The sequence below is a fragment of the Arthrobacter sp. AIWTK1 genome (assembly GCF_056680535.1).
In genome coordinates this window covers 718317-743955 of the sequence record NZ_CM155287.1, presented here as the reverse complement: position 1 = coordinate 743955, position 25639 = coordinate 718317, and the positions used below count along the sequence as shown (strand labels likewise).

Here is a 25639-nt window from a genome sequence, read left to right as displayed (position 1 = left end):
GGGCGGGTCAGAGGCCGAGGATGTGGCGGGCTATTTCGTCGGCGTCGCGGAGGGTCCGCTGGCCGCTGCTGTACACCGGCCCGTTCAGGGGACGCGCCTCGGCGGCGATGGCCGTGCCCCACTGCGCTGCGGATAGCTGCAGGCCCAGCACATACAGCCCCTCTGTGACGGATCCGTTGGCGCCCACCGGCCGGTACGGGTGCGGGCTGACATCCAGCCCTGACGTCTCCACCGGGGCGCCCTCCACCGTCATCATCATCCGGGGCCGCACCATGCCGTCGGCCAGGAGCTGCTCCAGCACCGGCGACACGTTGACGGACACCCTGTTGGCGGGCGCAAGGGCCTCGATCATGGCGCGGGCGCGGACCACACCGTCCCGCACCCACGGGGATGTCGCCGTAAACGTCCCGGCGGAGCGGTCGAGCGAAAACTTCGGATCCGGTCCCACAAAACTCACCACCCCGGCCCGGGCGAGCGCCGCGAGCTGCTCCGCCCGGATTGCCGGCGGGCCGCTGGCCAGCCCCTCGACGAACGATTCAAACCAGCCTCGCAGGCCGGCGACCCAGGACTCGTCGGTGATGCCGCCGTCGGCCACCGCCGTCTTCAGTACCGCCCTGCCGTGGTGCAGGGCCCCGATGGTCATCTTCACGGGATCGTCCTCCCCCAGCGCCGAGCGCCGGGCGTCATCAAACAGGTATTCGACGACGGCGGCGTCCACTTCCGCCCGTGAGGCGAAGCTGCGGCCGGCCAGGGGTGCCGCCAGGCCCGGCAGGTTCAGGCGCTGGTCCGGCTCAACATGCCGCGCAACCAGGGCGTCCGCTTCGGCTTCCCAGTGGGACACGCTGTGGGCGTGCGGCCGCATCGCCTCCTGCAGCAGCGCCAGGAACGCTTCGGGCTCGGTGACGGCGTCCGGGCGGGTACGGACGAGGGTGGAGTAGTAGGCCCAGAGCGCGTCGCGCTGCAGGAGGGGCCAGAGGTCGTGATCGAAGCCGGGGGTGATTCCGGCAGCGGCGAACCGTCCGACGGCGGCTTCGGTGCAGTACCGCAGCGTCACCCCGGACGGGTAATACCCTGCCAGGTTGGCCTTGGCACGGTAAGGGGTCCCGCGCCGGGAGGCCGCAACAATCAGCGGCTCGTCACCGGACGGGATGTACTCCAGTCCGTCCCTGCCCTGCCCTGGAACCTCACCCGCAGTGCCGTGGTCCTCCGTTGCCACGAACTTTCCGCCGCGGCCTTCGGTCAGCTGGCCCATGACGTCGAAAAAATTCAGGCCCATGCCGCGGACCAGCACCGGCTGGCCGGCCGGCACCACTGACCAGTCGACGTCGGCCGGTACCGCCGGGGGCAGGTACAGCAGCCCCAACTGGCCGGCGCCCGACTGCAGGTCGCGCTGCTCGGCGTTAAGCCGGGAGTCCAGGTGCCCCAGGGCAAGCACCACGGACCCTGCGGTGAGCGGCCCGCCCTCCTCAAGTTCGACGTCGAACGTTCCGTTCCCTGCCGGCCGGACGGCGGTGGCGGTGGTGCGGTGGAACTGCACGGTGACGCCCTCAGGAAGGTGCGCGAGCAGCTCGTCCAGGGTGGAACTGAGGTAACGGCCGTACAGGGCGCGGCTGGGAAAATCCCGGGATCCAAGGACGGAAAGTTCCGCGTGCTCGTCCTCCGCCAGCGAAGAGTCCGGACTGTCCTGCTGCGCTCGGCGCCACTGGTCGAAGGTGCCACCGGCCACCGGTTCGGCCAGTTCAGGGTCTTCGGGAATGACCGTGGGATAGAACGACTGCGTGTTCATCAGGTACAGCCGGGACTGGCCGGGCTGCCACACGTGGCCCGGTCCGGCCGGGTAGGGATCCACCACGTCAACATGGAGCGTGGCGGCGCCTCCGGGCCCTGAAGTCGCGGAAGCGGAGGGGTTTTTGAGCCGCCAGTTGGCGAGGAGTCGCTCCAGGACACTGATGCCGCGGGGTCCGGCCCCTGCTAGTACCGTCCGGATGATTTGCGATGTGCCCACGCCTTCCAGAGTATCCGCATGTGACTTGCTAGCTGCGCGCCGATGCTGTTTCGTAGGGCCATGACCACCACAGCAGCTGATCAACCGCCCGTCTCCGGCACCCCTTCCGCCGCCGGGCAAGCGCCCGAACCGACCGACGAGAATATCTGGCTTGAGGAGATCTACGGCGAGGAACCGCTGGCGTGGGTCCGTGAACAGAACGCCCGCACCGAGGACCTACTCGAAGACGCCGACTACGAGAGGCTCGAAAGCCGCATCCTGGAGGTGCTGGATTCAACGGACAAAATCGCCATGGTGGGCAAGCACGGCGACTGGTACTACAACTTCTGGCGGGACGGGCAGAACCCCAAAGGGCTGTGGCGCAGGACGTCGTGGGAGAGCTACCGGAGCGGGCAGCCCGATTGGGATGTCCTCCTGGACGTCGACGCGCTGGCCGCTGCCGAAAGCGAAGAGTGGGTCTTCCACGGCGCCAATTTCCTCCGCCCCGGTCCCGGCGAACCGCACCGGCTGGCGCTGCTGGCTCTCTCCCCCGACGGCGGCGACGCCAACCGCTACCGGGAGTTCGACGTCGAGACCCGCACGTTCGTGGACCCGGCGTCGGGCGGGTTCGACCTGCCCACGGCCAAGGGCAATGCGTCCTGGCTGGACCGTGACACGCTGCTGGTGTCCACCACCGCCGACGGCATGCCCAAGACCTCCTCGTCCTACGCGCGCACGGCCGTCAAGCTGGCCCGCGGAGGGTCGCTTCCGGAGGCTGAACGGATCTTCGAAATCCCCGAGGACCACATGATGGCGCTGGTGGCCCATGACTCCACTCCGGGGTACGAGCGGACCTTCGCGATGGACTGGATCAGCTTCTTCAACAAGAGCACGTCCGTGCTGCGTGACGGGTCGTGGGTGGCCATCGACGCCCCCACCGACGTGAACCTGAGCGTGCACCGTGAGTGGCTGCTGTTCCGGCCGCAGGGCGACTGGGCCGTCGACGGCACGACGTACCCCGCCGGCTCGCTGCTCGCCGCGAAGTTCGAGGACTACCTTGCCGGCAGCCGCGAACTCGCCGTCCTGTTCACCCCGGATGCGCACACCTCGCTGCAGTCCTGGAGCTGGACCCGGAACTTCCTCCTTTTGAACCTCCTGCGGGATGTATCCTCGGAGATCCGCGTCCTTGATCCGGAGCGGACGGGGAGCGGGAGCGCGAGTGAGTCAGCCTGGGCATCCAGCCTCCTGGACGCGTGCCCGCCGCTGCACGACGTCAACGCCTTCGCCGTTGACGACGAGGATGACAGCGTCGAGGTTGACGAGGAGCACGACGACGACGGTTCGGGCGGCAACGTACCCGTGCCGGAAGGCGAGGCGCCCGGCGCGGGGAACGACTTTTGGCTTGTTGCCACCGGCTTCACCACGCCGAGCACCCTCACCCGGGGTACCCTGCGCCGCAGCGGCGACGGCGGCGTGGTGAGCACCCACGAGGTGGTCCGCACCTCGCCGTCCTACTTTGACGAGGCGGCGTACGAGGTCCAGCAGCACTTCGCGGTGTCGGACGACGGTACCCGGGTCCCCTACTTCCAGGTGGCATCCAAGGACCTGGTGCTCGACGGCCAGAACCCCACGCAGCTGTCCGGCTACGGCGGCTTTGAAGTTTCCCGCACTCCCGCTTACAGCGGTGCGATCGGCCGCGCCTGGCTGGAGCGCAGGACGGACGCGCCGGCCGCAGGCGCAGCCACCGCAGGCCAGGGCGCCGCCGGTGAGAGCGGAGAGGCCCCGGCCCACAGCCGCGGCGGTGTTTACGTGGTGGCAAACATCCGCGGTGGCGGCGAATACGGCCCCTCGTGGCACCGGGCCGCGCTGCAGGAAAAACGGCACCGCGCGTTTGAGGACTTCGCCGCGGTGGCCAGGGACCTCATCTCGCGGGGAGTCACGTCCAGGGAACGCCTCGGCTGCGTGGGAGGCTCCAACGGAGGCCTCCTGGTGGGCAACATGCTGACCCGCTATCCGGAACTCTTCGGTGCCGTGTCCTGCGGCGTGCCGCTGCTGGACATGCGCCGCTACACCAAGCTGTCCGCAGGTTACTCCTGGATCGCCGAATACGGGGACCCGGACGTGGCCGAGGACTGGGAGTTCATCCGGACGTTCTCGCCCTACCACCTGCTCCGCGACGGCGTGGACTACCCCGAAACGTTCATCTGGACAGCGACCTCAGATGACCGGGTGGGTCCCGTGCAGGGACGCAAGATGGCTGCGCGCATGCAGGCCATGGGCATCCCCAATGTCTGGTTCCACGAGGCCCTGGAGGGCGGACACGCCGGCGCTTCCGACAACCGGCAGGCGGCAGCGCTCCAGAGCCGGAGCCAGCATTTCCTGTGGCGTTCCCTGGCTGGCCGCTCCGGCAGCTAGCTCTGCCGTATTCGCCTGCGGCGGCCCCTGCCAGGCCTGTTCAGGGCGGCATTCCTCACGGTGTGGGGCCGTTTTGCACTGAATGGCCCGTTCTGCGTATCCTTGGTGGGCTAGGAATAGCAATTGGAGACGTGCCAGAGCGGCCGAATGGGCTTCACTGCTAATGAAGTGTGGGGCACAACTCCACCGGGGGTTCAAATCCCCCCGTCTCCGCGTTTGGCCCCGGTCCTCGGACCGGGGCCTTTTGCGTTTCTTCGGCCTTGCGCCCTGGACCGGGTGGCAGGATGGGCCCATGGCGGGCAGCAGCAATCATGACGTAGTCATTGTCGGTGGCGGACACAACGGTCTGGCGGCTGCGGCCTATCTGGCCAGGGCAGGCCGGGACGTGCTGCTGCTGGAAAAGCTTGACCACGCCGGCGGCGCGGCCGTATCCACCCAGGCGTTCGACGGCGTGGACGCCCGGCTGTCGCGGTACTCCTATCTGGTGAGCCTGCTGCCGCAGGAAATCATTGACGACCTGGGACTGCGCATCCGGCTGGCACGCCGCCGCTACTCCTCGTACACGCCGGAACCGGCCAGCCCCGGCCGCGGCCTCCTGATCGACAACGGGGACGCGGCGGCCACGGCGGCGTCCTTTGCTTCAGTAGGTGCACCGCCCACCGAGGCCGCGGCCTTTGAACGGTTCTATGCAGAGTGCCGAAAGCTCACCGGTGCGCTGTGGCCCACCATGACGTTGCCGCTGCCCACCCGTTCCGAGGCCAGGCAACTCGCTGAGGCTGCCGGCGCTGGCGAAGTGTGGGAGTCAGTGACCGAACGGCCCGTCGGCGAAGCCATCACCCGCGGGCTGCACAGCGACCTGGTGCGCGGCGTGGTGCTGACGGATGCCCTGATCGGCACGTTTGCCCGGGCGGGCAGCGCGGACCTGCAGCAGAACATCTGCTTCCTGTACCACCTCCTGGGCGGCGGAACCGGCGACTGGGACGTACCCATCGGCGGTATGGGTGCCGTTTCCGGTGAACTGGAGCGGGCCGCCCGTGAGGCCGGCGCCACCATCCTGACGTCCGCCGAAGTCACGGGCATCCTGCCCGGCGGCTCGGTGGGCTACCGCCACGAGGGCCTGGAACGTTCCGCATCCGCTGAGTGGGTGCTGTCCAACGTCGCGCCCGCAGTCCTGGACAGGCTTCGGGGGCTGGACGGGCTGCGCGGCGGGGCGGGCGAGGCCTCGAACCCCAACCACCGGCGCGAGGGCTCCCAGGTCAAGGTGAACCTCCTGCTGAAACGCCTTCCGCGGTTACTGGACCGCAGCATCAGCCCGGAGGCCGCTTTCGGCGGCACCTTCCACATCAACGAGACCTGGACCCAGCTGGACGACGCCTACCTGGCCGCCGAACAGGGAACGGTTCCGGACCCGCTGCCCTGCGAAATCTACTGCCATTCGCTGACCGATCCCAGCATCCTCTCACCGGAACTGCAGGCTTCCGGCGCCCACACCCTGACCGTCTTCGGACTGCATGTGCCGGACAGGCTCATCACTGCGGAGAACAACGAGGCCATGCGGGCGCGGCTGCAGGCCGCCGTCGTGAAGTCCCTCAACTCGGTGCTGGCGGAGCCCATCGAGGACCTGCTGCTGACCGGTGCCGGCGGGACCCCGTGCATTGAAACGAAAACCACGCTGGATATCCAGCGCGCCGTGGGCATGCCGCGCGGCAACATCTTCCACGGCGGACTCGACTGGCCTTTCGCGGAGGACGATGACCCGCTGGACACACCCGCCCGGCGCTGGGGCGTGGCCACCGACGATCCCCGGATCCTGCTGTGCGGCTCCGGAGCGCGGCGCGGCGGGGCGGTGAGCGCCATAGGCGGCCACAATGCTGCCATGGCGGTGCTGGAGTCCTAGGCGCCACCGGGGCCCGGACGGCCCGGCACGCTAGGGGTTTGCGGCCTTCGGCGCCGCCGAACGCCCGCGGCTGACCTCGGCGCCCGCCTGCGGGTGCAACGCCAGGCTGTCAGCGGCGCTGAGCAGCATCAGCACAGTGATGGCCAGGAATGCCCCGCGGTAGGGCGCAACGGGGTCGGCGCCGAAAGCGCCGGGGGCGGCAAAGAGCCGGAGGAACAGGGCGCCGACGGCGATGCCCGCACCGGCCGCCAGCTGGACCAGGGTTGCCGAAATGGCGTTGGCAGACGGCAACTGCGCCGGCACGATGTCGGCGTACTGGATCGAGGCGTAGGCCGAAAAACCAATGGAGCGGAAGGCGCCGCTGCAGACCAGCAGTGCGAAGATCAGCGGTCCCGGGGTTCCGGCGTCCAGCAGGGCGCACAAGGCAAAAGTGGCAGCCGAGGCGAGCGAGGCGAAGACGAGAACGGGCTTGAAGCCGAACCTGCGGATGAGCGGCGTGGTTGCCGGTTTGATGCCGATGTTGCCGATGAAGACCGCCGCCACCATGGCGCCGGCGTGCAGCGGATCCCAGCCAAAACCGTCCTGGAACATCAGTGGCAGCAGGAAGGGAACCGCGCTGATGGTCAGGCGGTACACGAACCCGCCGGTGGATGTTGCCCGGAACGTCCGGGTGCCAAAGACATTCAACTGGAAGAGCGGGTTGCTGGTGCGCCGCAGCCACAGAACCGCACCGGCGATGGATACGAAACCGGCGGCCACGCTGATCGCCCCGAAGGGCCCGGAGGGGTGCGCCGTGGCCAGTTCGAGCCCCACCACAAGCGCGCCCACGCCGGCCGTTGTCAGCACCAGCCCCACCCAGTCAAGGCGCCGGGACTGGTCCCCGGCACCCTGTGGAACAAGGCGAAGTGCTGCTATGAACGCGGCCAGGCCCAACGGAACGTTGATCAGGAAGATCCAGTGCCACGACAGGAACGTGGTCAGCGCTCCGCCCACCAGCGGCGCAAGGACCGGAGCCAGCAGTCCGGGCCACACAAGGTAGGCCGTGGCCCGGAGCAGGTCCTCCTTCGGTGTCCTGCGCAGCACCACCAGCGTCCCGACCGGCACCATCATCGCGCCGCCCGCGCCCTGCAGGACGCGGCTGACCGTGAGCATCGTGAGGTCCTGGCTCAGCGCGCACAGCAGGGAGGCAATCGTGAAAACGGCGATGGCGGCGCAGAAGACGCGGCGGGCACCCACGCGCTCCGCGAGCCACCCGCTGACCGGAATGCCCATGGCCACCGTCATAAGGTAGGCCGTCATGGTGATGTTGACGTCCGCCGGAGCCACGGCGAAATCTCCCGCGATGCTGGGGATGGCCGTGGTCAGCACCGTGCCGTCCAGGAATTCCATAAAGAAGGTGGCAGCCACCAGCAGGGCCAGACGGGGCTGCCATTCCTGCCGGACCGTCGAAGCGGCGCTGCTCTGGGATTCGCTCATGGCTCCTGGCCTGGACTCATTCGCCGATCCTATAGGCGTGCCAGGCGCGGTGCCAGAATAAGTCCGCCCCTTACGCGGAGGGGCCGCAGGGTCCTTATCCCGCCTGTCCCAGCACGAGGGGAAGCACGGCTCCCGCCCCGGCGCGGCGCAGCGCCCGGCCGGCCACTGTCATCGTCCAGCGGCTGTCCGTGAGATCGTCCACGAGCATGATGCTCTGCCCCTGGATGCCGGCCATGGCAGCTTCCAGCTCCGGCCCCACCACCAGCCGGTCCCACACTCCGGCCAGCCGGTAGGCACTGTTGCCTCCACGCCCGCCGGTGGGTCCGCCGTGCTCCAGCTGCAGCTGGCCCAGGTACGGTATGCGGCCAATGCCGGAAATGCCACGCGCCAGGGAATCGACCAGGGCGGGCTTGCTGCGAGACGGGATGCTGACAATAGCTGCAGGACGCCCGGCCCCGCTCCAGCCGGGTGTTCGCCCGTTTCCGGTGCCCCATTCGCGGAGCACCTGCACGCAGGCCTGGAGCATGGCGGGATCCACCTCGCGGTCGGCGCCACCGGAAGCGAAGATTTCCCGCAGCGCGCCGCCCCAGCCAAGGTCAGTCAGGCGGGCCAGCACCCGTCCTTCGGCGAGGCTTTCATCCGGCTTGATCTTGCCCTTGACGGGCACGCCGAGCCGGTCCATGCCGCTGGGCCACTGCAGCCGCGGTTCCAGTGCCACGCCGGCGCGGCTGAGCGTCTGCCCGGCTGCCTCCGTGGCCGAAGAAGAGATGTCCGCCGGGAACCATCGTCCGGCGCAGTTGTCGCAGCGGCCGCAGGCACGGGCTGTTTCATCGTCGAGGACCGAGGTGATGTACTCCATCCGGCAGCCTGCCGTGTCCTGGTAGATGACCATGGAATCCTGCTCGTCCACTCGGGCCTCGGCAATGCGGGTGTACCGCTCGGCGTCGTAGGTCCAGGGCTGGCCGGTGGAGCGCCAGCCGCCGCCTACCCGTTCTACCGCGCCGTCCACCGACAGGACCTTGAGCAGCAGTTCCAGCGGTGTGCGGCGCAGGTCCACGCGGGCCTCGAGGGCCACAGTTGACACGGCGGTGCCGGCCTCGGCCAGCGCGGTCAGGACTGCGGCTGCCTTTTCCTCCGACGGCATGGAGGCCGTGGCAAAGTACTGCCAGATGTCACGGTCCTCGGAACCGGGCAGCAGCAGGACGTCCGCGTTGGCCGCGCCACGCCCGGCACGTCCCACCTGCTGGTAGTACGCCACGGGCGATGACGGGGCCCCGAGGTGCACCACGAAGCCCAGGTCGGGTTTATCGAAGCCCATGCCCAGTGCCGAGGTGGCCACCAGCGCCTTGACCTGGTTGTCCTTGAGCAGCTGCTCCGCGCGCTCCCGGTCCGCGGGGTCCGTCCTGCCGGTGTAGGCGAGGACCTCATGGCCGGCCTCGGCAAGCAGTCGCGCGGTGTCCTCGGCGGCGGACACTGTCAGGGTGTAGATGATGCCGCTGCCGGGCAGGTCCGCCAGATGGGTCAGCAGCCAGCCCAGCCGGTCGCGGGAGTCCTGCAGGCGCAGCACGCCGAGCCGGAGCGATTCACGGCCCAGGGCCCCGCGGATGGTCAGCACACCGTCGCCCAGCTGTTCCTCGATGTCATGGACCACCCGGGAGTTGGCGGTGGCGGTGGTGGCCAGCACCGGCACGGTGTCCGGCAGCTGGGTGATGAGGTCCGCGATGCGCCGGTAGTCGGGACGGAAGTCATGGCCCCAGTCGGAGATGCAGTGTGCCTCGTCAATCACCAGGAGACCCGTGCGGCGGATCAGCTCCGGAAGCTGGTTCTCCCGGAAGGACGGGTTGGTGAGCCGTTCCGGGGACACGAGCAGCACGTCCACCTCGTCCGCGGCCAGCTGCTCGCGGACCGTGTCCCACTCGAGCTGGTTGGCGGAGTTGATGGCCACGGCGCGCACCCCCGCCCTGGCGGCTGCCGCCACCTGGTCCCGCATCAGCGCCAGCAGCGGCGAGACGATCAGTGTGGGGCCGGCACCGCGGCGCCGGAGCAGCAGCGATGCCACAAAGTACACGGCGGACTTTCCCCAGCCGGTCCGCTGGACCACCAGGGCGCGGCGGCCGCCGTCGACCAGTGCCTCAATGGCCTCGAACTGGCCGTCATGGAAACTGGCCTCCGGATGCCCCACCAGCTCCCGCAGCACCTCCAAAGCCTGGTGATGGGTCCCCTTTTCACCCGCGGGGAGGTCAGCGGTAGCGGAAAGGACAGCAGCATTCTGGTTATTGACCATTGATTCAGTATCCCAGCCCCCTCTGACAGCCGCGAAGCCTTGAGCCCGGCCATGTGGACAGCCGGGCTCCCTGCCACCGCCCGGGCTCCGCGCAGCCGAAGCCCGCGCCCCCGCCCTGCCGCCGCCCTGCCCGGCGCGCCGCCCACGTAACGCAACCACTCCTCCACAGCCGTTTGGCGCTTCCACGTAAGATGGAACGCGTGACTAGCGACCAGACAAAGACTTTTGACCTTTCGGCATCGTTCAAGGCCTACGACGTTCGTGGCATTGTGGGCGAGTCCATTACCGCCGAAATCGTCGAAGCCGTAGGCGCCGCATTCGTGGACGTCCTGAAGCTCGAGGGCCAGACCGTCCTGGTGGGCGGTGACATGCGCCCTTCCTCCCCCGAGTTCAGCAAGGCATTCGCCAACGGCGCCGCCACCCGCGGAGCCAACGTACAGCTGCTGGACCTCATTTCCACGGACGAGCTCTACTACGCCTGCGGTGCGCTCAACGCGGCCGGCGCAACGTTCACTGCCAGCCACAATCCCGCCGAGTACAACGGCATCAAGATGTCCAAGGCCGGCGCCCAGCCCATCTCGTCGGAATCGGGCCTGAAGGAAATCCAGGCCCGCGCGGAGGACTACCTCCACGCCGGATCCATCCCGGCCGCCGGCACGCGCGGCCTCATCGGAGTCCACGATGTCCTGAAGGACTATGCCGAATACCTCCGGACGCTGGTGGACCTCGGGGGCTCACGCCCGCTGAAGGTGGTTGTCGACGCCGGCAACGGCATGGCCGGCCTGACCACCCCTGCAGTCCTCGGCGATGCCCTCCTGCCCAAGCTGCCGCTGGACATCGTCCCCCTCTACTTCGAGCTGGACGGTTCTTTCCCGAACCACCCGGCCAACCCCCTCGAGCCGGAAAACCTGCTGGACCTGCAGTCCGCCGTCGTCGAACACGGTGCGGACATCGGGCTGGCGTTCGACGGCGACGCCGACCGCTGCTTCGTTATCGACGAAAAGGGCAACCCGGTGTCCCCGTCGGCTATCACTGCAATGGTGGCCCGCCGCGAGATCGCCCGCGCCAAGGCGCAGGGCGAGGAAACACCCACCATCATCCACAACCTGCTGACCTCCAAGGCCGTCCCGGAACTTGTGGCGCACGACGGCGGCCGCGCGGTACGCACGCGCGTCGGCCACTCGTTCATCAAGGCCGAGATGGCCGAAGAGGGCGCCGTCTTCGGCGGCGAGCACTCAGCGCACTTCTACTTCCGCGATTTCTGGAATGCAGACACCGGCATGCTGGCCGCAATGCATGTCCTGGCCGCCCTTGGCGAACAGGACCGCCCGTTGTCCGAACTCGGCCACGAGTACGAGCCGTACGTCTCTTCCGGGGAAATCAACTCCGAAATTGAAGACAAGGCGGGCGCAGTGGAGCGGGTCCGCGCAGATTTTGCCGGCGAAGACATGGATATCGACCTGCTGGACGGCAGCACCTTCACGGCCCGCGACGGCAGCTGGTGGTTCAACCTGCGTCCTTCCAACACCGAACCGTTCCTCCGCCTGAACGCCGAAGCCACGGACCGGGCCACCATGGAACGCATCCGCGACCGCGTGCTGGCCCTGGTCAACGGCTAGGCCGCCCGCATGACTGAACTCTCCGGAACGTCCTGGCGGGACTCGGTGCCCGAAGCAACGGCTACGGACCTCGAGAACCTGCTGGGCACCGGCGTCGGCGCTGCCCAGGAGCAGCTCGGGCGCAACGGCGGCTTCCTGCCCTTCGCCCTCGTAGTGGAGAACGACGGCGAGGTCCGCCTCGTCGCCGTCACCCCGGCTGACGCAGAGGACGGCTCGGAGGGCGGCTTCGATGCCGACGCGATGATCAGGGACCTCACCGAGCTGCTCCGGCAGAACCGGGACGACTTCCGTGCCGCCGCCGTGGTCTGCGACATCACCCTGCTGGAAGAGGACACGGACGCCATCCATGTCGCGGCCGAGCACCGTGACGGATCCGTTTTCGCAGCCGTGCTGCCGTACGAACCCCATGCCGAGTCCCATGAATGGGAGTTCGGGCAGCTGGCAGCTGATTCCAACGAGCCCTCCATCTGGGTGGACTAGACCTCCAGTGGGTTGCTGACATGAAGATCAATGCCTTCGCTGATGTGAGCCTGCGCGCCATGATGGTGCTGGCGGCCGCACCCGACGGCAACCTCCTCACCACGCAGAGCATCGCCGACGCCGTCGGCACCCCCTACAACCATGTCAGCAAGGCGATGGCCAGGCTTCGCGAACTCGGCGTGATCGACGTCGAACGGGGCCGCAACGGCGGCTCCCGGCTCAACGAGGCCGGCCGCCGGGCCACCGTGGGTCAGCTCCTGCGGCAGCTGAACACCCGGACCGATCCGGCCGACTGCCACTCCCTGAATGGCGACTGCCCGCTCATCAACGAGTGCCGGCTCCGCGGCGCCCTTGCGCGGGCGCGGGAAGCCTTTTACCGGGAGCTCGACGACATCGTGGTGTCCACCCTTCCGGGCTCGCGCCAGATGGCACCGGTCTTCCAGGCGATCGGACTCCGGCCCGGGCTCTAGGTCCGCGAGCCCGGATTCACCGGCGTCCCGGCCCCGGATTCCCTGCGAATTTCCGTAACCTCCGGAGGCCTGAAACTCCGATTTGGAAATCTTTTCTACGACGTGTAGAACTTAGGTACGAATACTCGTATTTCAGATACATGTATTTATCGCGGTCCGGCCGAAGACCCCGGGCCCTTACCTCAGGAGTACACATGCTCTCGGACAAATCCCGCCCCGTCATCGAGGCCACCCTGCCGCTGGTCGGTTCCCGGATCGGCGAAATCACCCCCAAGTTTTACGCCCGCCTCTTTGGCGCCCACCCGGAACTGCTGGACGGACTGTTCAGCCGCTCCAACCAGCGGTCGGGCAACCAGCAGCAGGCCCTGGCCGGAAGCATCGCGGCTTTCGCCACCCACCTGGTGAACAACCCCGGCACCCTGCCGGAGACCGTGCTCTCCCGGATCGCCCACAAGCACGCTTCCCTGGGGATCACCGAACCCCAGTACCAGGTTGTCTACGAGCACCTCTTCGCAGCCATTGCAGAGGATCTGGCCGAGGTCATCACGCCGGAGATCGCGGAAGCGTGGACCGAGGTCTACTGGCTCATGGCCGACGCTCTCATCAAGATTGAGAAAGGTCTCTACGCCGTCCAGGCCAACGACAAGATGTGGACCCCGTGGCGCGTTGCCGCCAAGACACCGGCCGGCACCGGCGCCATGACCTTCACCCTGGAGCCCGCCGACGACACTCCCATCACCCCCGCCCTCCCGGGCCAGTACGTCAGCGTCAAGGTCCAGCTCCCGGACGGCCTGCGCCAGGTGCGCCAGTACTCCCTCTCCGACGACGCCGGCACCAGCCGCACCTTCACCACCAAGCTGGACGACGGCGGAGAGGTGTCCCCGGTGCTGCACAACGGCGTCGAAGTGGGCGACATCCTGGAGATCTCCAACCCGTACGGCGAAATCACGCTCAAGGAGGGCGACGGTCCCGTGGTCCTGGCCTCCGCCGGCATCGGCTGCACCCCCACCGCCTCCATCCTCCGGTCCCTCGCCGAGGCCGGATCCGACCGCAGGGTTCTGGTGCTCCACGCGGAAAGCACGCTGGACAGCTGGGCGCTGCGCGGGCAGATGACGGACGACGTCGAACGCCTCGAGGGTGCCGACCTCCAGCTCTGGCTGGAAGAACCGCAGGCCGGTGCCAACGCCGGCTTCATGTCACTGCGCGAGGTGGACCTGCCCGCCAACGCGTCGCTGTACCTCTGTGGGCCGCTTCCGTTCATGAAGCACATCCGCAACGAAGCCATCAACGCCGGCATCCCCGCCACCAAGATCCACTACGAAGTCTTCGGCCCCGATATCTGGCTCGCCAGCTGACCTCCAGCCGACCGCAGAAGCGCGAACGGACACTTAAGCCCCGGGGCTCAAGTGGCCGTTCGCGTTTCGGGGGGCTCAAGTGGCCGTTCGCGTTTCCGGGGCTCAAGTGTCCGTTCGCGCAACGTACGACGGCGGCGCCGCACCTTTTCGAAAAGGTGCGGCGCCGCCGTCGTTATGCCTGTTACCAGCTCGCTGCTAGTGCTCAGCCATGCGTTCCTTCAAGGCTTCGAGCTCGGCGCGCAGGGCGTCGGGCAGGGAGTCTCCGAACTTCGCGTACCACTCCTCGATGGAGGCCAGCTCGGCGTCCCATTCCTCGCGGTCGACGCGGACAGCGTCCTCCACGTGGGCGTGGGTCAGGTCCAGGCCGGTGAGGTCCAGCGAGTGGCCCGCCGGCACGAAGCCGATCGGGGTCTCAATGGCGTCAGCCTTGCCCTCGAGACGCTCGATGGCCCACTTGAGGACACGGGCGTTGTCGCCGAACCCGGGCCAGGCAAAGTCGCCGTCGGCCGTGCGCCGGAACCAGTTGACCAGGAAGATGTGCGGCAGGCGCTCCGGGTTGGCCTTGCCTGAGACGCTGATCCAGTGCTTCAGGTAGTCGCCTGCGTCGTAGCCGATGAAGGGCAGCATGGCCATCGGGTCGCGGCGCAGCACGCCGACCTGGCCTGCAGCCGCAGCCGTGGTCTCGGAGGAGAGCGTGGAACCCATGAAAATGCCGTTGGTCCAGCTGCGGGCCTGCGTTACCAGGGGAACCGTGGTCTTGCGGCGTCCGCCGAAGAGGATTGCTGAAAGCTCCACGCCTTCGGGGCTGTAGTACTCCTCGGCCAGCATGTCGATCTGCGAGATCGGCGTGCAGAAGCGGGAGTTCGGGTGGGCGGCCGGCTTGTCCGAATCCGGAGTCCAGGAGTTGCCCTGCCAGTCGGTCAGGTGCGCCGGGGTTTCCTCGGTCATACCCTCCCACCAGACGCCGCCGTCGTCCGTGAGGGCGACGTTGGTGAAGATGCTGTGGCCCTTGGCGATGGCGCGCATGGCGTTGGGGTTGGTGCCCCAGCCGGTGCCCGGGGCGACGCCGAACAGGCCGGCCTCCGGGTTGGTGGCGCGCAGTTCGCCTTCCTTGCCGATCCGCATCCAGGTGATGTCGTCACCGAGGGTTTCGACTTCCCAGCCTTCGATGGTCGGATCGAGCAGGGCGAGGTTGGTTTTGCCGCAGGCCGAGGGGAAGGCGGCGGACATGTAGTACGACTTCTTCTCCGGGGAGGTGAGCTTGAGGATGAGCATGTGCTCTGCAAGCCAGCCCTCATCCCGTGCCATCACGGAGGCGATGCGCAGCGCGTAGCACTTCTTGCCCAGGAGGGCGTTGCCGCCGTAGCCGGAGCCGAAGGACCAGATGGAGCGCTCCTCCGGGAAGTGGACAATCCACTTGTCCGTGTTGCACGGCCATGCGACGTCGGCCTGGCCGGGGGCAAGCGGCGCGCCGAGGGAGTGCAGGGCGGGAACGAAGAACGCGTTCGTTGCGGTGATCTTATCCAGCACCTCGGTGCCGATATTGGCCATGATGCGCATGGAGGCCACAACGTAGGCGCTGTCGGTGATTTCCACACCGAACTTGGGATCTTCCGCGTCGAGGTGGCCCATGACGAACGGGATCACGTACATGGTGCGGCCGCGCATGGAGCCGGAGAACAGGCCGCGAAGCTTCTGCTTCATCTCGGCCGGTGCCATCCAGTTGTTGGTGAAGCCGGCGTCGCGCTCGTTCTCGGAGCAGATGAAGGTCTGCTCTTCAACGCGCGCCACGTCCGCGGGATCGGAGAAGGCAGCGAAGGAGTTCGGGAACAGCTCCGGGTTCAGCCTGGTGAGCGTTCCGGCTTCGACGAGTTCGTCAGTGAGCCGGGTGTATTCCTCTTCCGTACCGTCAACCCAGTGGATTCGGTCGGGCTGGGTAAGTTCTGCAACCTCTTCGACCCATGCCAGCAGGCCAGCATGTGTGGTGGGTGCTTTCTCAAGCAGCGGCAGTCGTGCGAGATCGCCCATTGCGGTTCCCTTCCTCGGGGTCAGTGGTGTGTCCTAAATGCTAGGGCTCTAGACCACTGAAAATTTTGAGTCAGACGTGGGATGTCCGGGGGCCTAAAAAGCAAAAACCGCGGAAAATCAAGGAACTGCATATACCAAATGGGCCCTTTTTGTGAGTAAGGTCACATAGACCGGTCTAGTCGCGCACATTACAGGCGTTTCGATTTGGAACTCCGGGGCAACTCGCGTAAAGTAATTCGAGGTTCGGGGGTGAACGAAAAACTCCCGGAGCCGAGAATGCGCCCATAGCTCAGCTGGATAGAGCGTCTGTCTACGGAACAGAAGGTCAGGGGTTCGAATCCCTTTGGGCGCACAGAGACAAAAGATCCGCACCGGTTCGCCGGTGTGGATCTTTTTTGTTTCAGTTTGTTTCGTCCGCCGGGCCAAAAGGGCCTGGGCCTGACGCCCTGGACGGTCAGCCAGGCGGTCCCGCCCCTGGCTGACCGCCAGCGGCCCTGCGGCCTACTCGTTTATTGCGTCGGTGATGCGGTTGCGGATGCCGTCGAAATGGTGGTTGAGCCGTTCCGCGGCCAGCGACCTGTCCCCCTGCGCCACGGCTTCGTAGATGCGGCGGTGGACGGCGGCCGTTTCCGTGAGGTCCTCGGTGCCGCCGCCAACTTCCAGGTGGATCTGCCGGTACACCTTCCAGAAAACGGCGAGCAAGCTGATCAGCAGCGTGTTGTTGAGTGGTTCGAACAGGCGCCGGTGGAACTCCGAGTCAGCTTCCACAAACGTCTCCCCCGCGGCAGCCAGCTCCTCCATCCGGATCACGGACTCCTCAACCGCCGCCAGCTGGCCGGACGTCATGGTGTCCATGGCGCTCCCGATCAGGCCCGACTCAAGCGCCTGCCTGACGTCCACCAGCTCCAGGGCCTCCCCGCCCTTGTGCCGCAGCGACAGCCTGCCCCGGAAGGTCAGGCCGTCGGTCAGGGCGTCAAAGTTGCTGGGCGCCACGAACATGCCGAATCCGTGCCGGATTTCAACAACGCCAAGCGCCTGGAGGACCTTGAGTGACTCACGGAGGGTATTGCGTCCCACACCCAGGGCGAGGGCCAGTTCGTTCTCCGTGGGGAGCGGATCACCGGCTTCAAGGTCACGCTCGAGGATGAGGTCCATGATGTCCGCCTGAAGGGCACGGAGCCGCGCCTGCGCGCTGAACCGCGCCTGCGAAGCGAAGCCTGAAGTAGTCATGGGTTCCCCTAACCGAGTGTTCTGAACCACCATGCGGAGTGGGTCACAGCAAACAATATTGGATGTCCCACCTTCTGTTAAGTTCCCGCGCCCCGCACGGACCCGCTTCGCGGCGCCATCCCCGTGGCTTTCATCGCGCCGGCCGGCACCGCAGCCGGGCGTAGTCTGGTGCCATGACGCCCAGAGTTGAACGCGAATTCGATGTCATTGTGATCGGTGCCGGAGCCGTGGGGGAAAACGTCGCGGACCGCGTGGTCCAGGGCGGCCTCACCGCGGTGCTGGTTGAGGCGGAGCTGGTGGGCGGCGAGTGCTCCTACTGGGCCTGCATGCCGTCCAAAGCCCTGCTCCGCCCCGGGACCGCCCTCCACGGCGCGCAAACGGTCCCCGGCGCCGAGGAGGCGGTCACACGTACCCTGGATGCCTCCGCAGTCCTGAAACGCAGGGATTACTTCACGTCCAACTGGCAGGATGACGGCCAGGTCAAATGGGTGGAGGACACAGGAATCGAACTGATCCGCGGCCGCGGCCGCCTCACCGGACCGCGGGCCGTCGAAGTAGCCGGGCAGGACGGCGTCACCTACCTGCTCTCGGCGAGGCACGCCGTCGTACTTTCCACCGGGTCGGCCCCCTCGGCGCCGCCGGTCGCGGGACTGGCGGGACTGGACTACTGGACCACCCGCGAGGCCACATCCGCCCGCAGCGTTCCGCGCAGCCTGGCGGTCCTCGGCGGCGGGGTTGCCGGCACTGAGCTGGCCCAGGCCTTTGCCCGCCTGGGTTCGGCCGTGACGCTCGTAGCGCGCGGCGGCCTGCTCAGCATGTACCCGAAGGATGCGGCGAAGCTGGTGCTGGCCGGTCTCCGGGCTGACGGCGTGGACGTCCGCCTCGACACCGCGACGGAGCGGGTCAGCAGAAACGAGGACGGCTCGTTCAGCATAAGCCTGGCCGACGGCGACAGCATCAGGGCCGAACGGCTGCTCGTGGCAACCGGGCGCCATCCCGCGCTGGACGGGCTGGCCCTGGAAACCGTGGGACTTGGCGCCGCCGATGGCAAGGTGCCGCCCCTTCGCACGGATACCACCGGCCTGGTTGAGGGCCTGGACGACGTCGGCAGCGGCGGTTGGCTGTACGCGGTGGGGGATGCCGCCGGCAAGGTCATGCTGACGCATCAAGGCAAGTACTCCGCGCGCGCCACCGGAGACGCTATCGCGGCGCGGGCCAAAGGCGAGCTGGACGGGGTGCCGGAGCCCTGGAGCCGCTTCGCGCAGACGGCCAACGACCACGCCGTGCCCAACGTGGTGTTCACCGATCCCGAGCTGGCCAGCGTGGGGCGGTCGGTGGAGCAGGCACAAAAAGACGGCTACAACGCGTCCTCAGTGGAGCTTCCCATCAGCGTGGCGGGGTCCTCGCTGCATTCCGAGCACTACGAGGGCTGGGCCCAGCTGGTGGTGGACGAGGACCGTAAGGTGCTTCTCGGGGCCACGTTCGCGGGACCGGACGTGGCCGAACTCCTCCACGCCGCCACCATTGCCGTGGTGGGCCAGGTGCCCCTGGACCGACTGTGGCACGCCGTGCCGTCCTATCCCACCATCAGCGAGGTGTGGTTGCGGCTGCTCGAGGAGTACGGCCTCTGATACAACAGCGCGAACGGACACTTGAGGCCCCCGATCCACGCTGGTCAGGGGCCTCAAGTGTCCATTCGCGCTGACTGGTTGCTCACATCCCGCCAGCTCTATTTGAACTGACTGGTCAGTTTAGTTAGCCTTGATGCAGACACCCACTGCGAAAGGCTTCCATGCTCTCGGTTCGACAGCTTCACGTGAAAGGCCGGCGGGATGACCTACTCCCGCCCACTTCACTCCAGGCAAGGCGCGGCGAGCTGCTTCTGGTTTCCGGCACGCGCCAGGACCAGCGGACCGCGCTGGCGCTCACCCTGAGCGGGCGGATGAAGCCGTCCACCGGCGAGCTCCTCTGGGACGGCCTGGCGAAGACGAAGCGCCTCCGGAGTGCCAGCTCGCTCGTGGACTCCCCCGGCGTCAATGAGCCCGAACAGCACCTGAGCGTGCGGGACCTCGTCACGGAAGACCTCGCGCTGATCCCGCGGCGCTACCGCGGCGCCCTGCTCAGCACGCCGTGGCTCAAGGTCAACCGCTTCGAGGACATCGCCGGCCTGTGGGCGGAGCAGCTGGCCCCGGCCAGGCGCATCGAACTGCTGACGGCCCTCTCGCTGGCCGACCCGCACACCGACCTCCTCGTGGTCGATTCCCCCGACCGCCACAGCGCGGATCCCGCGGCCTGGCTGCCGCGGCTCCAGGAACTGGCGTACGACGGCGGCCGGCCCCTCGCCGTCGTCGCCACCGTTGCCGCCCTCCCGGACAACTGGACGGGCCCCGCCGCCGAGATCGGCAACGCCGTCCCCCGGCCCTCGGCTCCCGCCGACGTCGCACCCCCGGAAGCAACTGTGGCCGATTCCCCGACCCCCGAAACAGAGGATGCAAAGTGACTGTGCTGCGGCTGGCCCGCTCCGAACTCAAGCGCATGACCGGCGGGCTGCTGCCCAAGCTGACCATCCTTGCCCTGACCATGGTTCCCCTGCTGTACGGGGCGGTGTACCTGTACGCCAACTGGGATCCGTACAGCAACCTGGACCAGATCGACGCTGCGCTGGTGGTGGAGGACACCGGAGCCACCTCCAGCGACGGAACACAGCTGCAGGCGGGCCGGAAGGTGGCGGACAGCCTCATCGACGGGCACGTGTTCAACTGGCAGTCCGTGGATTCCTCCGAACAGGCCGACCAGGGAGTCAGCAGCGGCAAGTATGCCTTCGCGCTGAAGATTCCGAGGGATTTCTCCGCCAACCTGGTGTCACCCGGCAGCTTCGACGCCGCCAACCAGGCCATGCTGAACGTGACCACCAACGATGCCAACAATTACCTGCTGAGCACCATCGTGGACAAGCTGACCACTGCCGTCCACTCGAGTGTGGCAAAGGAAGTGGGCGAGGAAACCGCCAACCAGCTGCTGACCGGCTTCGGCACCATCCACACCCAGATGGTCAAAGCGGCTGACGGCGCAGGCCAGCTGTCCGACGGCGTCAGCAAGCTCCACGACGGCACCGTCACCCTGCACCAGGGCACCACGCAGCTCAGCAACGGCGCCGGCGAACTCTACAGCGGCCAGCTCAAGCTGCGCGACGGCGCCAACCAGCTGAACGACGGCGCGGCACAGCTCAGTGACGGACTCGGCCAGCTCAAGGACAAGACGGCCTCCCTGCCGGCCGATTCGCAGAAACTGGCCGACGGCGCCGCCCAGGTTGCGGCCGGAAACGCGACGCTGAACACCAAGGTTCAGGACGTCGTCGGGCAACTGGACGCCGCGGACCAGGGGCTGAGGAACCGCGTGGTGGAGTCCAACGGGAGGCTGATGGCCGCGGGCATTATCACCCAGGCGCAGGCGGACAGCATCCTGGCGGACTTTGACGCGGCAGCGGCATCCGGGCCCGCGGCTGACGCCAAGGCGAAAATCCAGTCCGACGCCGCGCAGATCCAGCAGCTCGCGGACGGTTCGGCCGCGGTGAGCGCCGGCGCCGCCAAGCTTGCAGCGGCCACGCCTGCCCTGACGGACGCTATCTCCCGGGCGTCCGCGGGTGCGGACCAGCTCCATACCGGGACCTCCGCGCTGGCCGCCGGCGAGCAGAGTGCCGTCGACGGCACCGAAAAGCTCGCCGAAGGAGCCAGGACGCTCGACGGCGGCGCGGCGCAGCTTGAGGACGGAGCCGCCACCGCCGCCACCGGGGCCGGGACCCTCGCCTCCGAGCTGGCCAAGGGCGCGGGCCAGGTGCCCAATCCCGATGACGCCCAGAAGAGCAGCCTGTCGAAGGTCATGGCGGATCCCGTGGCCGTCAGCAACGTCTCTCAGGCCAAAGCAGGATCCTACGGGGCCGGCCTGGCTCCGTTCTTCCTCACCTTGGCGCTCTGGATCGGCATCTTCATGCTGATCCAGGCCATGCGGCCCGTCACGCAGCGTGCGCTGGCCTCCAACGCGCCGTCGTGGAAGATCGCCTTCGGCGGCTGGCTGCCGTTCCTGGCCGTCTCCGTTGTCCAAGCGAGCCTGCTCACCCTGGTGGTGGACGTGGCGCTGGGCCTCAACCCCGCGCACCCGGTGCTGATGTGGCTGTTTATGCTGGCGGCTGCCATGGCCTTCAGCGCCATCATCCAGGGCGTGGTTGCGCTGCTTGGCTCCCCCGGAAAGCTGGTGGTGCTGATCCTGCTGGTACTCCAGCTGGTGTCTTCCGGCGGCACGTTCCCCTGGCAGACCACGCCCCAGCCCTTGCACGTGGTGCACGAGGTCCTTCCCATGGGCTATGTGGTGACCGGCATGCGGCACCTGATCTACGGCGCGGACCTGTCCATGATCCTGCCCACCGTGGCGGGCCTGCTTGGCTACACTGTGCTGGGGGCCGCGCTGTCAACGCTGGCCGTTCACAAGCACAAGTTCTGGACCTTGAAGTCGCTGAAACCGGAGATCGCCGTATGAGCATGCAGGAAGCCGGCGAAAAGAAGCTCCGCCCGGCCCGTACCAACGCCACCAAGCAGAAGCTGTTCGACGCCTCCATGGAGCTGATCGGCGAGCGCGGTGCGGCGGGTGTCACCGTGGACGAGATCGCCGCGGCCGCCGGCGTGTCCAAGGGGACCGTGTATTACAACTTCGGCAGCAAGTCCGACCTGATTGCCCAGCTGCTGCGCCACGGAGTGGACATCCTGCACGCCAGGCTGGTGAGCGTGCAGGACTCCTCCGCCGATCCGTTGGCCGCCATGGACGAGATGATCGGCCAGGCGATGGACTTCATGGCCGAGTACCCGTCGTTCGCCAGGCTATGGGTCAGCGAAAACTGGCGGATCCCCAGCGAATGGCAGGACACCTTCGCTGAGCTCCGCGGCCGGCTGCTCGCAGTGATCGGCGGCGCGATCGAGGGCGTAGCCGCACGGTACCCCGTGGACGAATCCATCTCACGGGGCAGCCTGGAGACTGCCATCTTCGGTGCATGTTTCGTGGTGGGCCTGGACCGCCAGACGTATAACCCTGAACGCACCCGTGAACAAAGCGTCGCGGCCATCATGGCAATCATGCGTGGCTACGTCCGGAAGTAGCCCGCATCGGGGAAGATTAGTCACATGCGCCACATGGGTAACAGCGGAAGGATAGCCATCGTTGCGGCCTGCGCCGCTGCGGGCCTCCTGGTGCTGACCGCAATCACGCTCGAAGAGGCCGTGCTGTTCACGTTCCTCGGGGCTGTGGCCGTGGGATACCTCGCCTGCGTCATCCAGGTCGTGGCACGGGGCCGCAACCTGGCCCTGCTGGCGGGAGGCGTGGGCACCAGCCTGTTCATCGGGTTCACCATCGCGTTCCTGCGCATGTGGGGTCTGGCTTTCACCGCCGAGCAGGATTCCCTTGGCGCCGCGGTGACCACCCAGGACTCCGACATCTACTTCTACCTCGCTGCAGTTTCCGGCGGGGGGACTCTCTTGGTTCTGTTCGCCGGAGCGGTATGGCCAGCCGGAAAGCGGCTCCGGTCACGGCGCGGTCAGTCCGGCCGGAGTCCGTCCGGCCGCAGCGAGTCAGGACGGCGCAGGCCCGCAGCCGCCGCCAGGCGTCCGGCGTCCAGGCCTGCCCCGCGCCCTGCAGCCGGGACGACCTACGGCCGCCCTCCGGTGTCGCGATCCGGAGCGGTCCGTGTGCCGGCGGCCAAGCGGCCGGCGTCGCCTTCGGCCACGTCACCGGCCCCGCGCGCGGCCCGGCCTGCGCCCAAGTCCGCCGCCCCCAAATCTGCGCCCAAGCCTCCTGCCAAGCCGTCGCCCACGTCCCCCGCAAAGGCAACGTCGCGGCGTTGAGCATGCCACCGTCGCTGGCCGGGTGTGGCGCCCTGCCGGCCCGGACGGAGGACGGCGACTGCCACTCCGCCCAGCAGCAGGAGGCCGCCAGCCACCTCGGCTGGTGAAGGCACCTCGCCCAGGACCAGCCACGCCGTCGTCATTCCCACCACCGGGACGAGCAGCGTAAAGGGAACCACCGCGGACGACGGATATATCCCCAGCAGCCAGTTCCAGATTCCGTAGCCCACCAGCGACCCCAGGACTGCCGTGTAGATGGCGCTGAGGATGGTGACCACCTGCAGGCCTGCGAGTGTCGCGCCCACGGCGGCCGGCCCGTCGATCAGTAGTGACAGCGCGATCAGGGGCAACGGGACCACAGCGCCTGACCAGACCACGAGCCCCAGGCCGGAAGAGGCTTTCGCCTGCCTTGCAACGATGTTGCCGGCCGCCCAGGACAGCGCAGCCGCCAGGACGATGAGCAGGGGAAGGACGGGCGCCACCAGACTGCGCCCCACTGCCACCACCGCGAGGCCGGCCACTCCGAGGACGACGCCGGCGAACTGCCTGACGCTGGGACGCTCGCCCAGAAGTCCGGCAGCCAGCAGAACCGTAAGCAGCACCTGCGCCTGCAGGACGAGTGAGGCGAGCCCCGCCGGCATGCCCAGCGCCATGGCCAGGTAGAGAAGGCCGAATTGTCCGGCACTCATGAAGACGCCGACGCCGAGGATCGCACGCCAGCTGACGTCCGGCCGGCGGATGAAGAAAATCCACGGAAAGACCACCAGCACGAAGCGCATGGCCACAAAGAGCAGCGGCGGCACCTCCGTGCCGTTGGCATGCAGGCCAAGGTCGATCGCTACGAAGTTGGCGCCCCACAGGACGGCCACAAGGACCGCAAGGGCGGAATGGCGAAGGTTCACGCTCCGGGCTACCGGTTCAGGGCTGGCGCGTCACAGGACGCGGGCTCAAAGATTCCGCGGGCGCTCTCCCGGAGCCCCGTCCGCGCCGCGTTCGGGCACGGCGTCGTGCTTGGCGGCGTCGCGTCGGGCAGCGTCGCGGTCGGTGGCATCGCGGTCTGTAGCGTCACGGTCGGTAGCGTCACGGTCGGTAGCGTCACGGTCGGTAGCGTCACGGTCGGTAGCGTCACGCGGGGCAGCTTCGTGGGCGGTGACGTTGCGGTCGGCAGCGTCGCGGTCAGGCACTGCGCCACGGTCAGCAGCGTCGCGCCGGCGTGTTGCACCTGGTTCGGTGGTGACTGGTTCGGCATGGCCGGGTTCTGCGTGGCCCGGCGTTACCGTGCCCGGGGGTACGTGGCCCGGGGCTGCGGTGCCCGGGGCTGCGGCCGGCACGTTGTCCCCGCGTCCGCGGGTTCCAGCTTCTGCACGCGTCTGTGGCTGGGCGGGCAGGGTTTCGCCGTGCCGGTCAGTGTCGTGCCGGTCAGCGTCATGGCGGTCAGCGTCATGCCGGCTGGTGTCAGGGCGATCTGCTGTGACCACGTCCGGGTCAATCTCATCGGCTTTGCGGAGCTGGTCCTGCGAGGCGGCCCGGACTCGTTCGGCTTCCGTCTGCTTTTCGCGGGCGTCCCGGCGCAGGCGCTCCGCCTCGACCTCGGCCTGCTTGGCATCGGCCTCGGCACGGGCGGCTTTGGCCTCGCGATCCCGCGCTCCGAGCTCGTCGGCTTTGGCTTTTTCACGCATCTCGGCGGCCCGGTTCCGGTCCGCTTCCACCTTGCGCCGCCGGTTGAAGAACAGCACTGCTGCGATGATCGCAACCACCACCACAACGCCGATAATGATCCCCACAAGCTGTCCTGAGTCCACGATGATCTCCTTCTAACCTGGGCCGCTGACGAATATCTCCAGTAAACATCACAAACCCCGTGCTGACCATGAACACGGCGGCAGAACGGTCCGGTGTCAGGCCCGCGGGCGGCCTCCCGGTCCTCTGCGCCCCGTTAGTGCGCCCGGGGGACCTTGAAGTGCGTGAGCCGGGCGTCCTGACCGTCCAGCTCAGCCCAGCTCTTTTCGGTTTCCAGAACCGTCAGGCCGCTGGTGGGAAACCTGGTGGCGGCGTCCATATAGGCATCGTGGTTGGAATCGCGCGATGCCAGGTGCATGGCAAGGTCCTGCACGCCGGGCATATGGGAGATCACCATAAGCGTGGTCACGGTATCGGGAACGTGGTTGATGACCGTCAGCATGCGCAGCGCGGACGCGCCGTAGAGGCCGTCCTCAAGTTTCGGCGTCGGGGCCTTGTCCCCTAATTCAGCGCACACCCAGGTGCACGTCTGCCGCGTACGCAGCGCACTGGAGCAGAGGATGAAATCGGGAACCACACCGTGCTTGAGCAGCCACTTTCCGGCCAGGGGAGCCTCCCGGTGCCCGCGTTCCTCCAGCGGGCGCTCATGATCGGGCACGCCTCCGGGCCAGTCTGCCTTGGAGTGCCGCATGAGGACCAGACGCCGGATGTGATGCTCGCTCATGCCCCAATCCTAGTGCGGCGGCCCTGCCCCTCAGGTCACGGCCGCCCTG

Annotated in this window: 18 protein-coding genes and 2 tRNA genes; 12 read left to right on the top strand and 8 right to left on the bottom strand. The window is 67.7% G+C overall.

Annotated elements, in window-relative coordinates; genetic code table 11:
• Positions 1–7: 7 nt before the first annotated feature.
• Positions 8–2005, bottom strand: coding sequence for an FAD/NAD(P)-binding protein (locus tag AC1MDG_RS03565; protein WP_479807607.1), 1998 nt, complete (start codon positions 2003–2005; stop codon positions 8–10).
• 60 nt (positions 2006–2065) lie between these two features.
• Between AC1MDG_RS03565 and AC1MDG_RS03560 the strand changes: the two genes are divergently transcribed.
• The 3 genes from AC1MDG_RS03560 to AC1MDG_RS03550 all read left to right on the top strand — a co-directional run bounded on the left by AC1MDG_RS03560 (position 2066) and on the right by AC1MDG_RS03550 (position 6296).
• Positions 2066–4399 (top strand): prolyl oligopeptidase family serine peptidase, encoded by a 2334-nt coding sequence (locus AC1MDG_RS03560; RefSeq protein WP_479807605.1) that lies wholly within the window; start codon positions 2066–2068, stop codon positions 4397–4399.
• 125 nt (positions 4400–4524) lie between these two features.
• Positions 4525–4612, top strand: a tRNA-Ser gene (locus tag AC1MDG_RS03555).
• A gap of 79 nt (positions 4613–4691) precedes the next feature.
• On the top strand, positions 4692–6296 hold the full coding sequence (locus AC1MDG_RS03550) for a phytoene desaturase family protein (protein WP_479807603.1): 1605 nt from the start codon (positions 4692–4694) through the stop codon (positions 6294–6296).
• Between the two features lie 30 nt (positions 6297–6326).
• Here AC1MDG_RS03550 and AC1MDG_RS03545 read toward each other — a convergent pair whose 3' ends face one another.
• On the bottom strand, positions 6327–7772 hold the full coding sequence (locus AC1MDG_RS03545) for an MFS transporter (protein ID WP_479807601.1): 1446 nt from the start codon (positions 7770–7772) through the stop codon (positions 6327–6329).
• A 94-nt stretch (positions 7773–7866) separates the two neighbouring features.
• Positions 7867–10056 (bottom strand): RecQ family ATP-dependent DNA helicase, encoded by a 2190-nt coding sequence (locus AC1MDG_RS03540; protein WP_479807599.1) that lies wholly within the window; start codon positions 10054–10056, stop codon positions 7867–7869.
• Positions 10057–10256: 200 nt separating this feature from the next.
• Here AC1MDG_RS03540 and AC1MDG_RS03535 point away from each other — a divergent pair, with 200 nt between their 5' ends.
• From AC1MDG_RS03535 to AC1MDG_RS03520, 4 genes are all read left to right on the top strand, one after another.
• Positions 10257–11675, top strand: a complete 1419-nt coding sequence (locus AC1MDG_RS03535; protein WP_479807597.1) for a phosphomannomutase/phosphoglucomutase — start codon at positions 10257–10259, stop codon at positions 11673–11675.
• Positions 11676–11684: 9 nt separating this feature from the next.
• Complete coding sequence (locus AC1MDG_RS03530; protein ID WP_479807595.1) at positions 11685–12155, top strand: hypothetical protein; 471 nt, start codon at positions 11685–11687, stop codon at positions 12153–12155.
• Between the two features lie 20 nt (positions 12156–12175).
• Positions 12176–12625, top strand: a complete 450-nt coding sequence (locus AC1MDG_RS03525) for an RrF2 family transcriptional regulator (RefSeq protein WP_479807593.1) — start codon at positions 12176–12178, stop codon at positions 12623–12625.
• Between the two features lie 194 nt (positions 12626–12819).
• Positions 12820–13980 carry a globin domain-containing protein gene (locus AC1MDG_RS03520; protein ID WP_043478246.1) on the top strand — a complete coding sequence of 387 codons (1161 nt, stop codon included), beginning with the start codon at positions 12820–12822 and terminating at the stop codon, positions 13978–13980.
• A 195-nt stretch (positions 13981–14175) separates the two neighbouring features.
• On the opposite strand, the gene AC1MDG_RS03515 is transcribed toward AC1MDG_RS03520, so the two are convergent.
• Positions 14176–16008, bottom strand: a complete 1833-nt coding sequence (locus tag AC1MDG_RS03515) for a phosphoenolpyruvate carboxykinase (GTP) (RefSeq protein WP_043478217.1) — start codon at positions 16006–16008, stop codon at positions 14176–14178.
• Positions 16009–16286: 278 nt separating this feature from the next.
• On the opposite strand from AC1MDG_RS03515, the gene AC1MDG_RS03510 reads away from it, so the two are divergent.
• Positions 16287–16360 (top strand) — tRNA-Arg (locus tag AC1MDG_RS03510).
• A gap of 149 nt (positions 16361–16509) precedes the next feature.
• On the opposite strand, the gene AC1MDG_RS03505 is transcribed toward AC1MDG_RS03510, so the two are convergent.
• Entirely contained in the window at positions 16510–17238 is a 729-nt protein-coding gene (locus AC1MDG_RS03505) for a FadR/GntR family transcriptional regulator (RefSeq protein ID WP_479807591.1), read from the bottom strand.
• 173 nt (positions 17239–17411) lie between these two features.
• Here AC1MDG_RS03505 and AC1MDG_RS03500 point away from each other — a divergent pair, with 173 nt between their 5' ends.
• The 4 genes from AC1MDG_RS03500 (at position 17412) to AC1MDG_RS03485 (ending at position 22385) form a co-directional block, all read left to right on the top strand.
• Positions 17412–18869, top strand: coding sequence for a dihydrolipoyl dehydrogenase family protein (locus AC1MDG_RS03500; protein ID WP_479807589.1), 1458 nt, complete (start codon positions 17412–17414; stop codon positions 18867–18869).
• Positions 18870–19030: 161 nt separating this feature from the next.
• Positions 19031–19738, top strand: coding sequence for an ABC transporter ATP-binding protein (locus tag AC1MDG_RS03495; protein WP_479807587.1), 708 nt, complete (start codon positions 19031–19033; stop codon positions 19736–19738).
• Positions 19735–21771, top strand: a complete 2037-nt coding sequence (locus AC1MDG_RS03490) for a YhgE/Pip family protein (protein WP_479807585.1) — start codon at positions 19735–19737, stop codon at positions 21769–21771. Before AC1MDG_RS03495 ends, AC1MDG_RS03490 begins: the two co-directional genes overlap by 4 nt.
• Positions 21768–22385 carry a TetR/AcrR family transcriptional regulator gene (locus AC1MDG_RS03485; protein ID WP_479807583.1) on the top strand — a complete coding sequence of 206 codons (618 nt, stop codon included), beginning with the start codon at positions 21768–21770 and terminating at the stop codon, positions 22383–22385. Before AC1MDG_RS03490 ends, AC1MDG_RS03485 begins: the two co-directional genes overlap by 4 nt.
• Before the next feature lie 545 nt (positions 22386–22930).
• Here AC1MDG_RS03485 and AC1MDG_RS03480 read toward each other — a convergent pair.
• The 3 genes from AC1MDG_RS03480 to AC1MDG_RS03470 form a co-directional block, all read right to left on the bottom strand.
• On the bottom strand, positions 22931–24028 hold the full coding sequence (locus AC1MDG_RS03480; RefSeq protein ID WP_479807581.1) for an EamA family transporter: 1098 nt from the start codon (positions 24026–24028) through the stop codon (positions 22931–22933).
• Positions 24029–24073: 45 nt separating this feature from the next.
• On the bottom strand, positions 24074–24928 hold the full coding sequence (locus AC1MDG_RS03475; protein WP_479807579.1) for a hypothetical protein: 855 nt from the start codon (positions 24926–24928) through the stop codon (positions 24074–24076).
• Between the two features lie 134 nt (positions 24929–25062).
• Positions 25063–25590 carry a SixA phosphatase family protein gene (locus tag AC1MDG_RS03470; RefSeq protein WP_043478194.1) on the bottom strand — a complete coding sequence of 176 codons (528 nt, stop codon included), beginning with the start codon at positions 25588–25590 and terminating at the stop codon, positions 25063–25065.
• Positions 25591–25639 lie beyond the last annotated feature (49 nt).

What these genes read in the sequence shown, in the direction of transcription:
- AC1MDG_RS03550 (WP_479807603.1), top strand. Translation starts at nt 4,692, where the DNA reads ATGGCGGGCAGCAGCAATCATGACGTAGTCATTGTCGGTGGCGGACAC.
- AC1MDG_RS03530 (WP_479807595.1), top strand. Translation starts at nt 11,685, where the DNA reads ATGACTGAACTCTCCGGAACGTCCTGGCGGGACTCGGTGCCCGAAGCA.
- AC1MDG_RS03505 (WP_479807591.1), bottom strand. Translation starts at nt 17,238, where the DNA reads ATGACTACTTCAGGCTTCGCTTCGCAGGCGCGGTTCAGCGCGCAGGCG.
- AC1MDG_RS03500 (WP_479807589.1), top strand. Translation starts at nt 17,412, where the DNA reads ATGACGCCCAGAGTTGAACGCGAATTCGATGTCATTGTGATCGGTGCC.
- AC1MDG_RS03525 (WP_479807593.1), top strand. Translation starts at nt 12,176, where the DNA reads ATGAAGATCAATGCCTTCGCTGATGTGAGCCTGCGCGCCATGATGGTG.
- AC1MDG_RS03540 (WP_479807599.1), bottom strand. Translation starts at nt 10,056, where the DNA reads ATGGTCAATAACCAGAATGCTGCTGTCCTTTCCGCTACCGCTGACCTC.
- AC1MDG_RS03545 (WP_479807601.1), bottom strand. Translation starts at nt 7,772, where the DNA reads ATGAGCGAATCCCAGAGCAGCGCCGCTTCGACGGTCCGGCAGGAATGG.
- AC1MDG_RS03485 (WP_479807583.1), top strand. Translation starts at nt 21,768, where the DNA reads ATGAGCATGCAGGAAGCCGGCGAAAAGAAGCTCCGCCCGGCCCGTACC.
- AC1MDG_RS03560 (WP_479807605.1), top strand. Translation starts at nt 2,066, where the DNA reads ATGACCACCACAGCAGCTGATCAACCGCCCGTCTCCGGCACCCCTTCC.
- AC1MDG_RS03520 (WP_043478246.1), top strand. Translation starts at nt 12,820, where the DNA reads ATGCTCTCGGACAAATCCCGCCCCGTCATCGAGGCCACCCTGCCGCTG.
- AC1MDG_RS03515 (WP_043478217.1), bottom strand. Translation starts at nt 16,008, where the DNA reads ATGGGCGATCTCGCACGACTGCCGCTGCTTGAGAAAGCACCCACCACA.
- AC1MDG_RS03470 (WP_043478194.1), bottom strand. Translation starts at nt 25,590, where the DNA reads ATGAGCGAGCATCACATCCGGCGTCTGGTCCTCATGCGGCACTCCAAG.
- AC1MDG_RS03495 (WP_479807587.1), top strand. Translation starts at nt 19,031, where the DNA reads ATGCTCTCGGTTCGACAGCTTCACGTGAAAGGCCGGCGGGATGACCTA.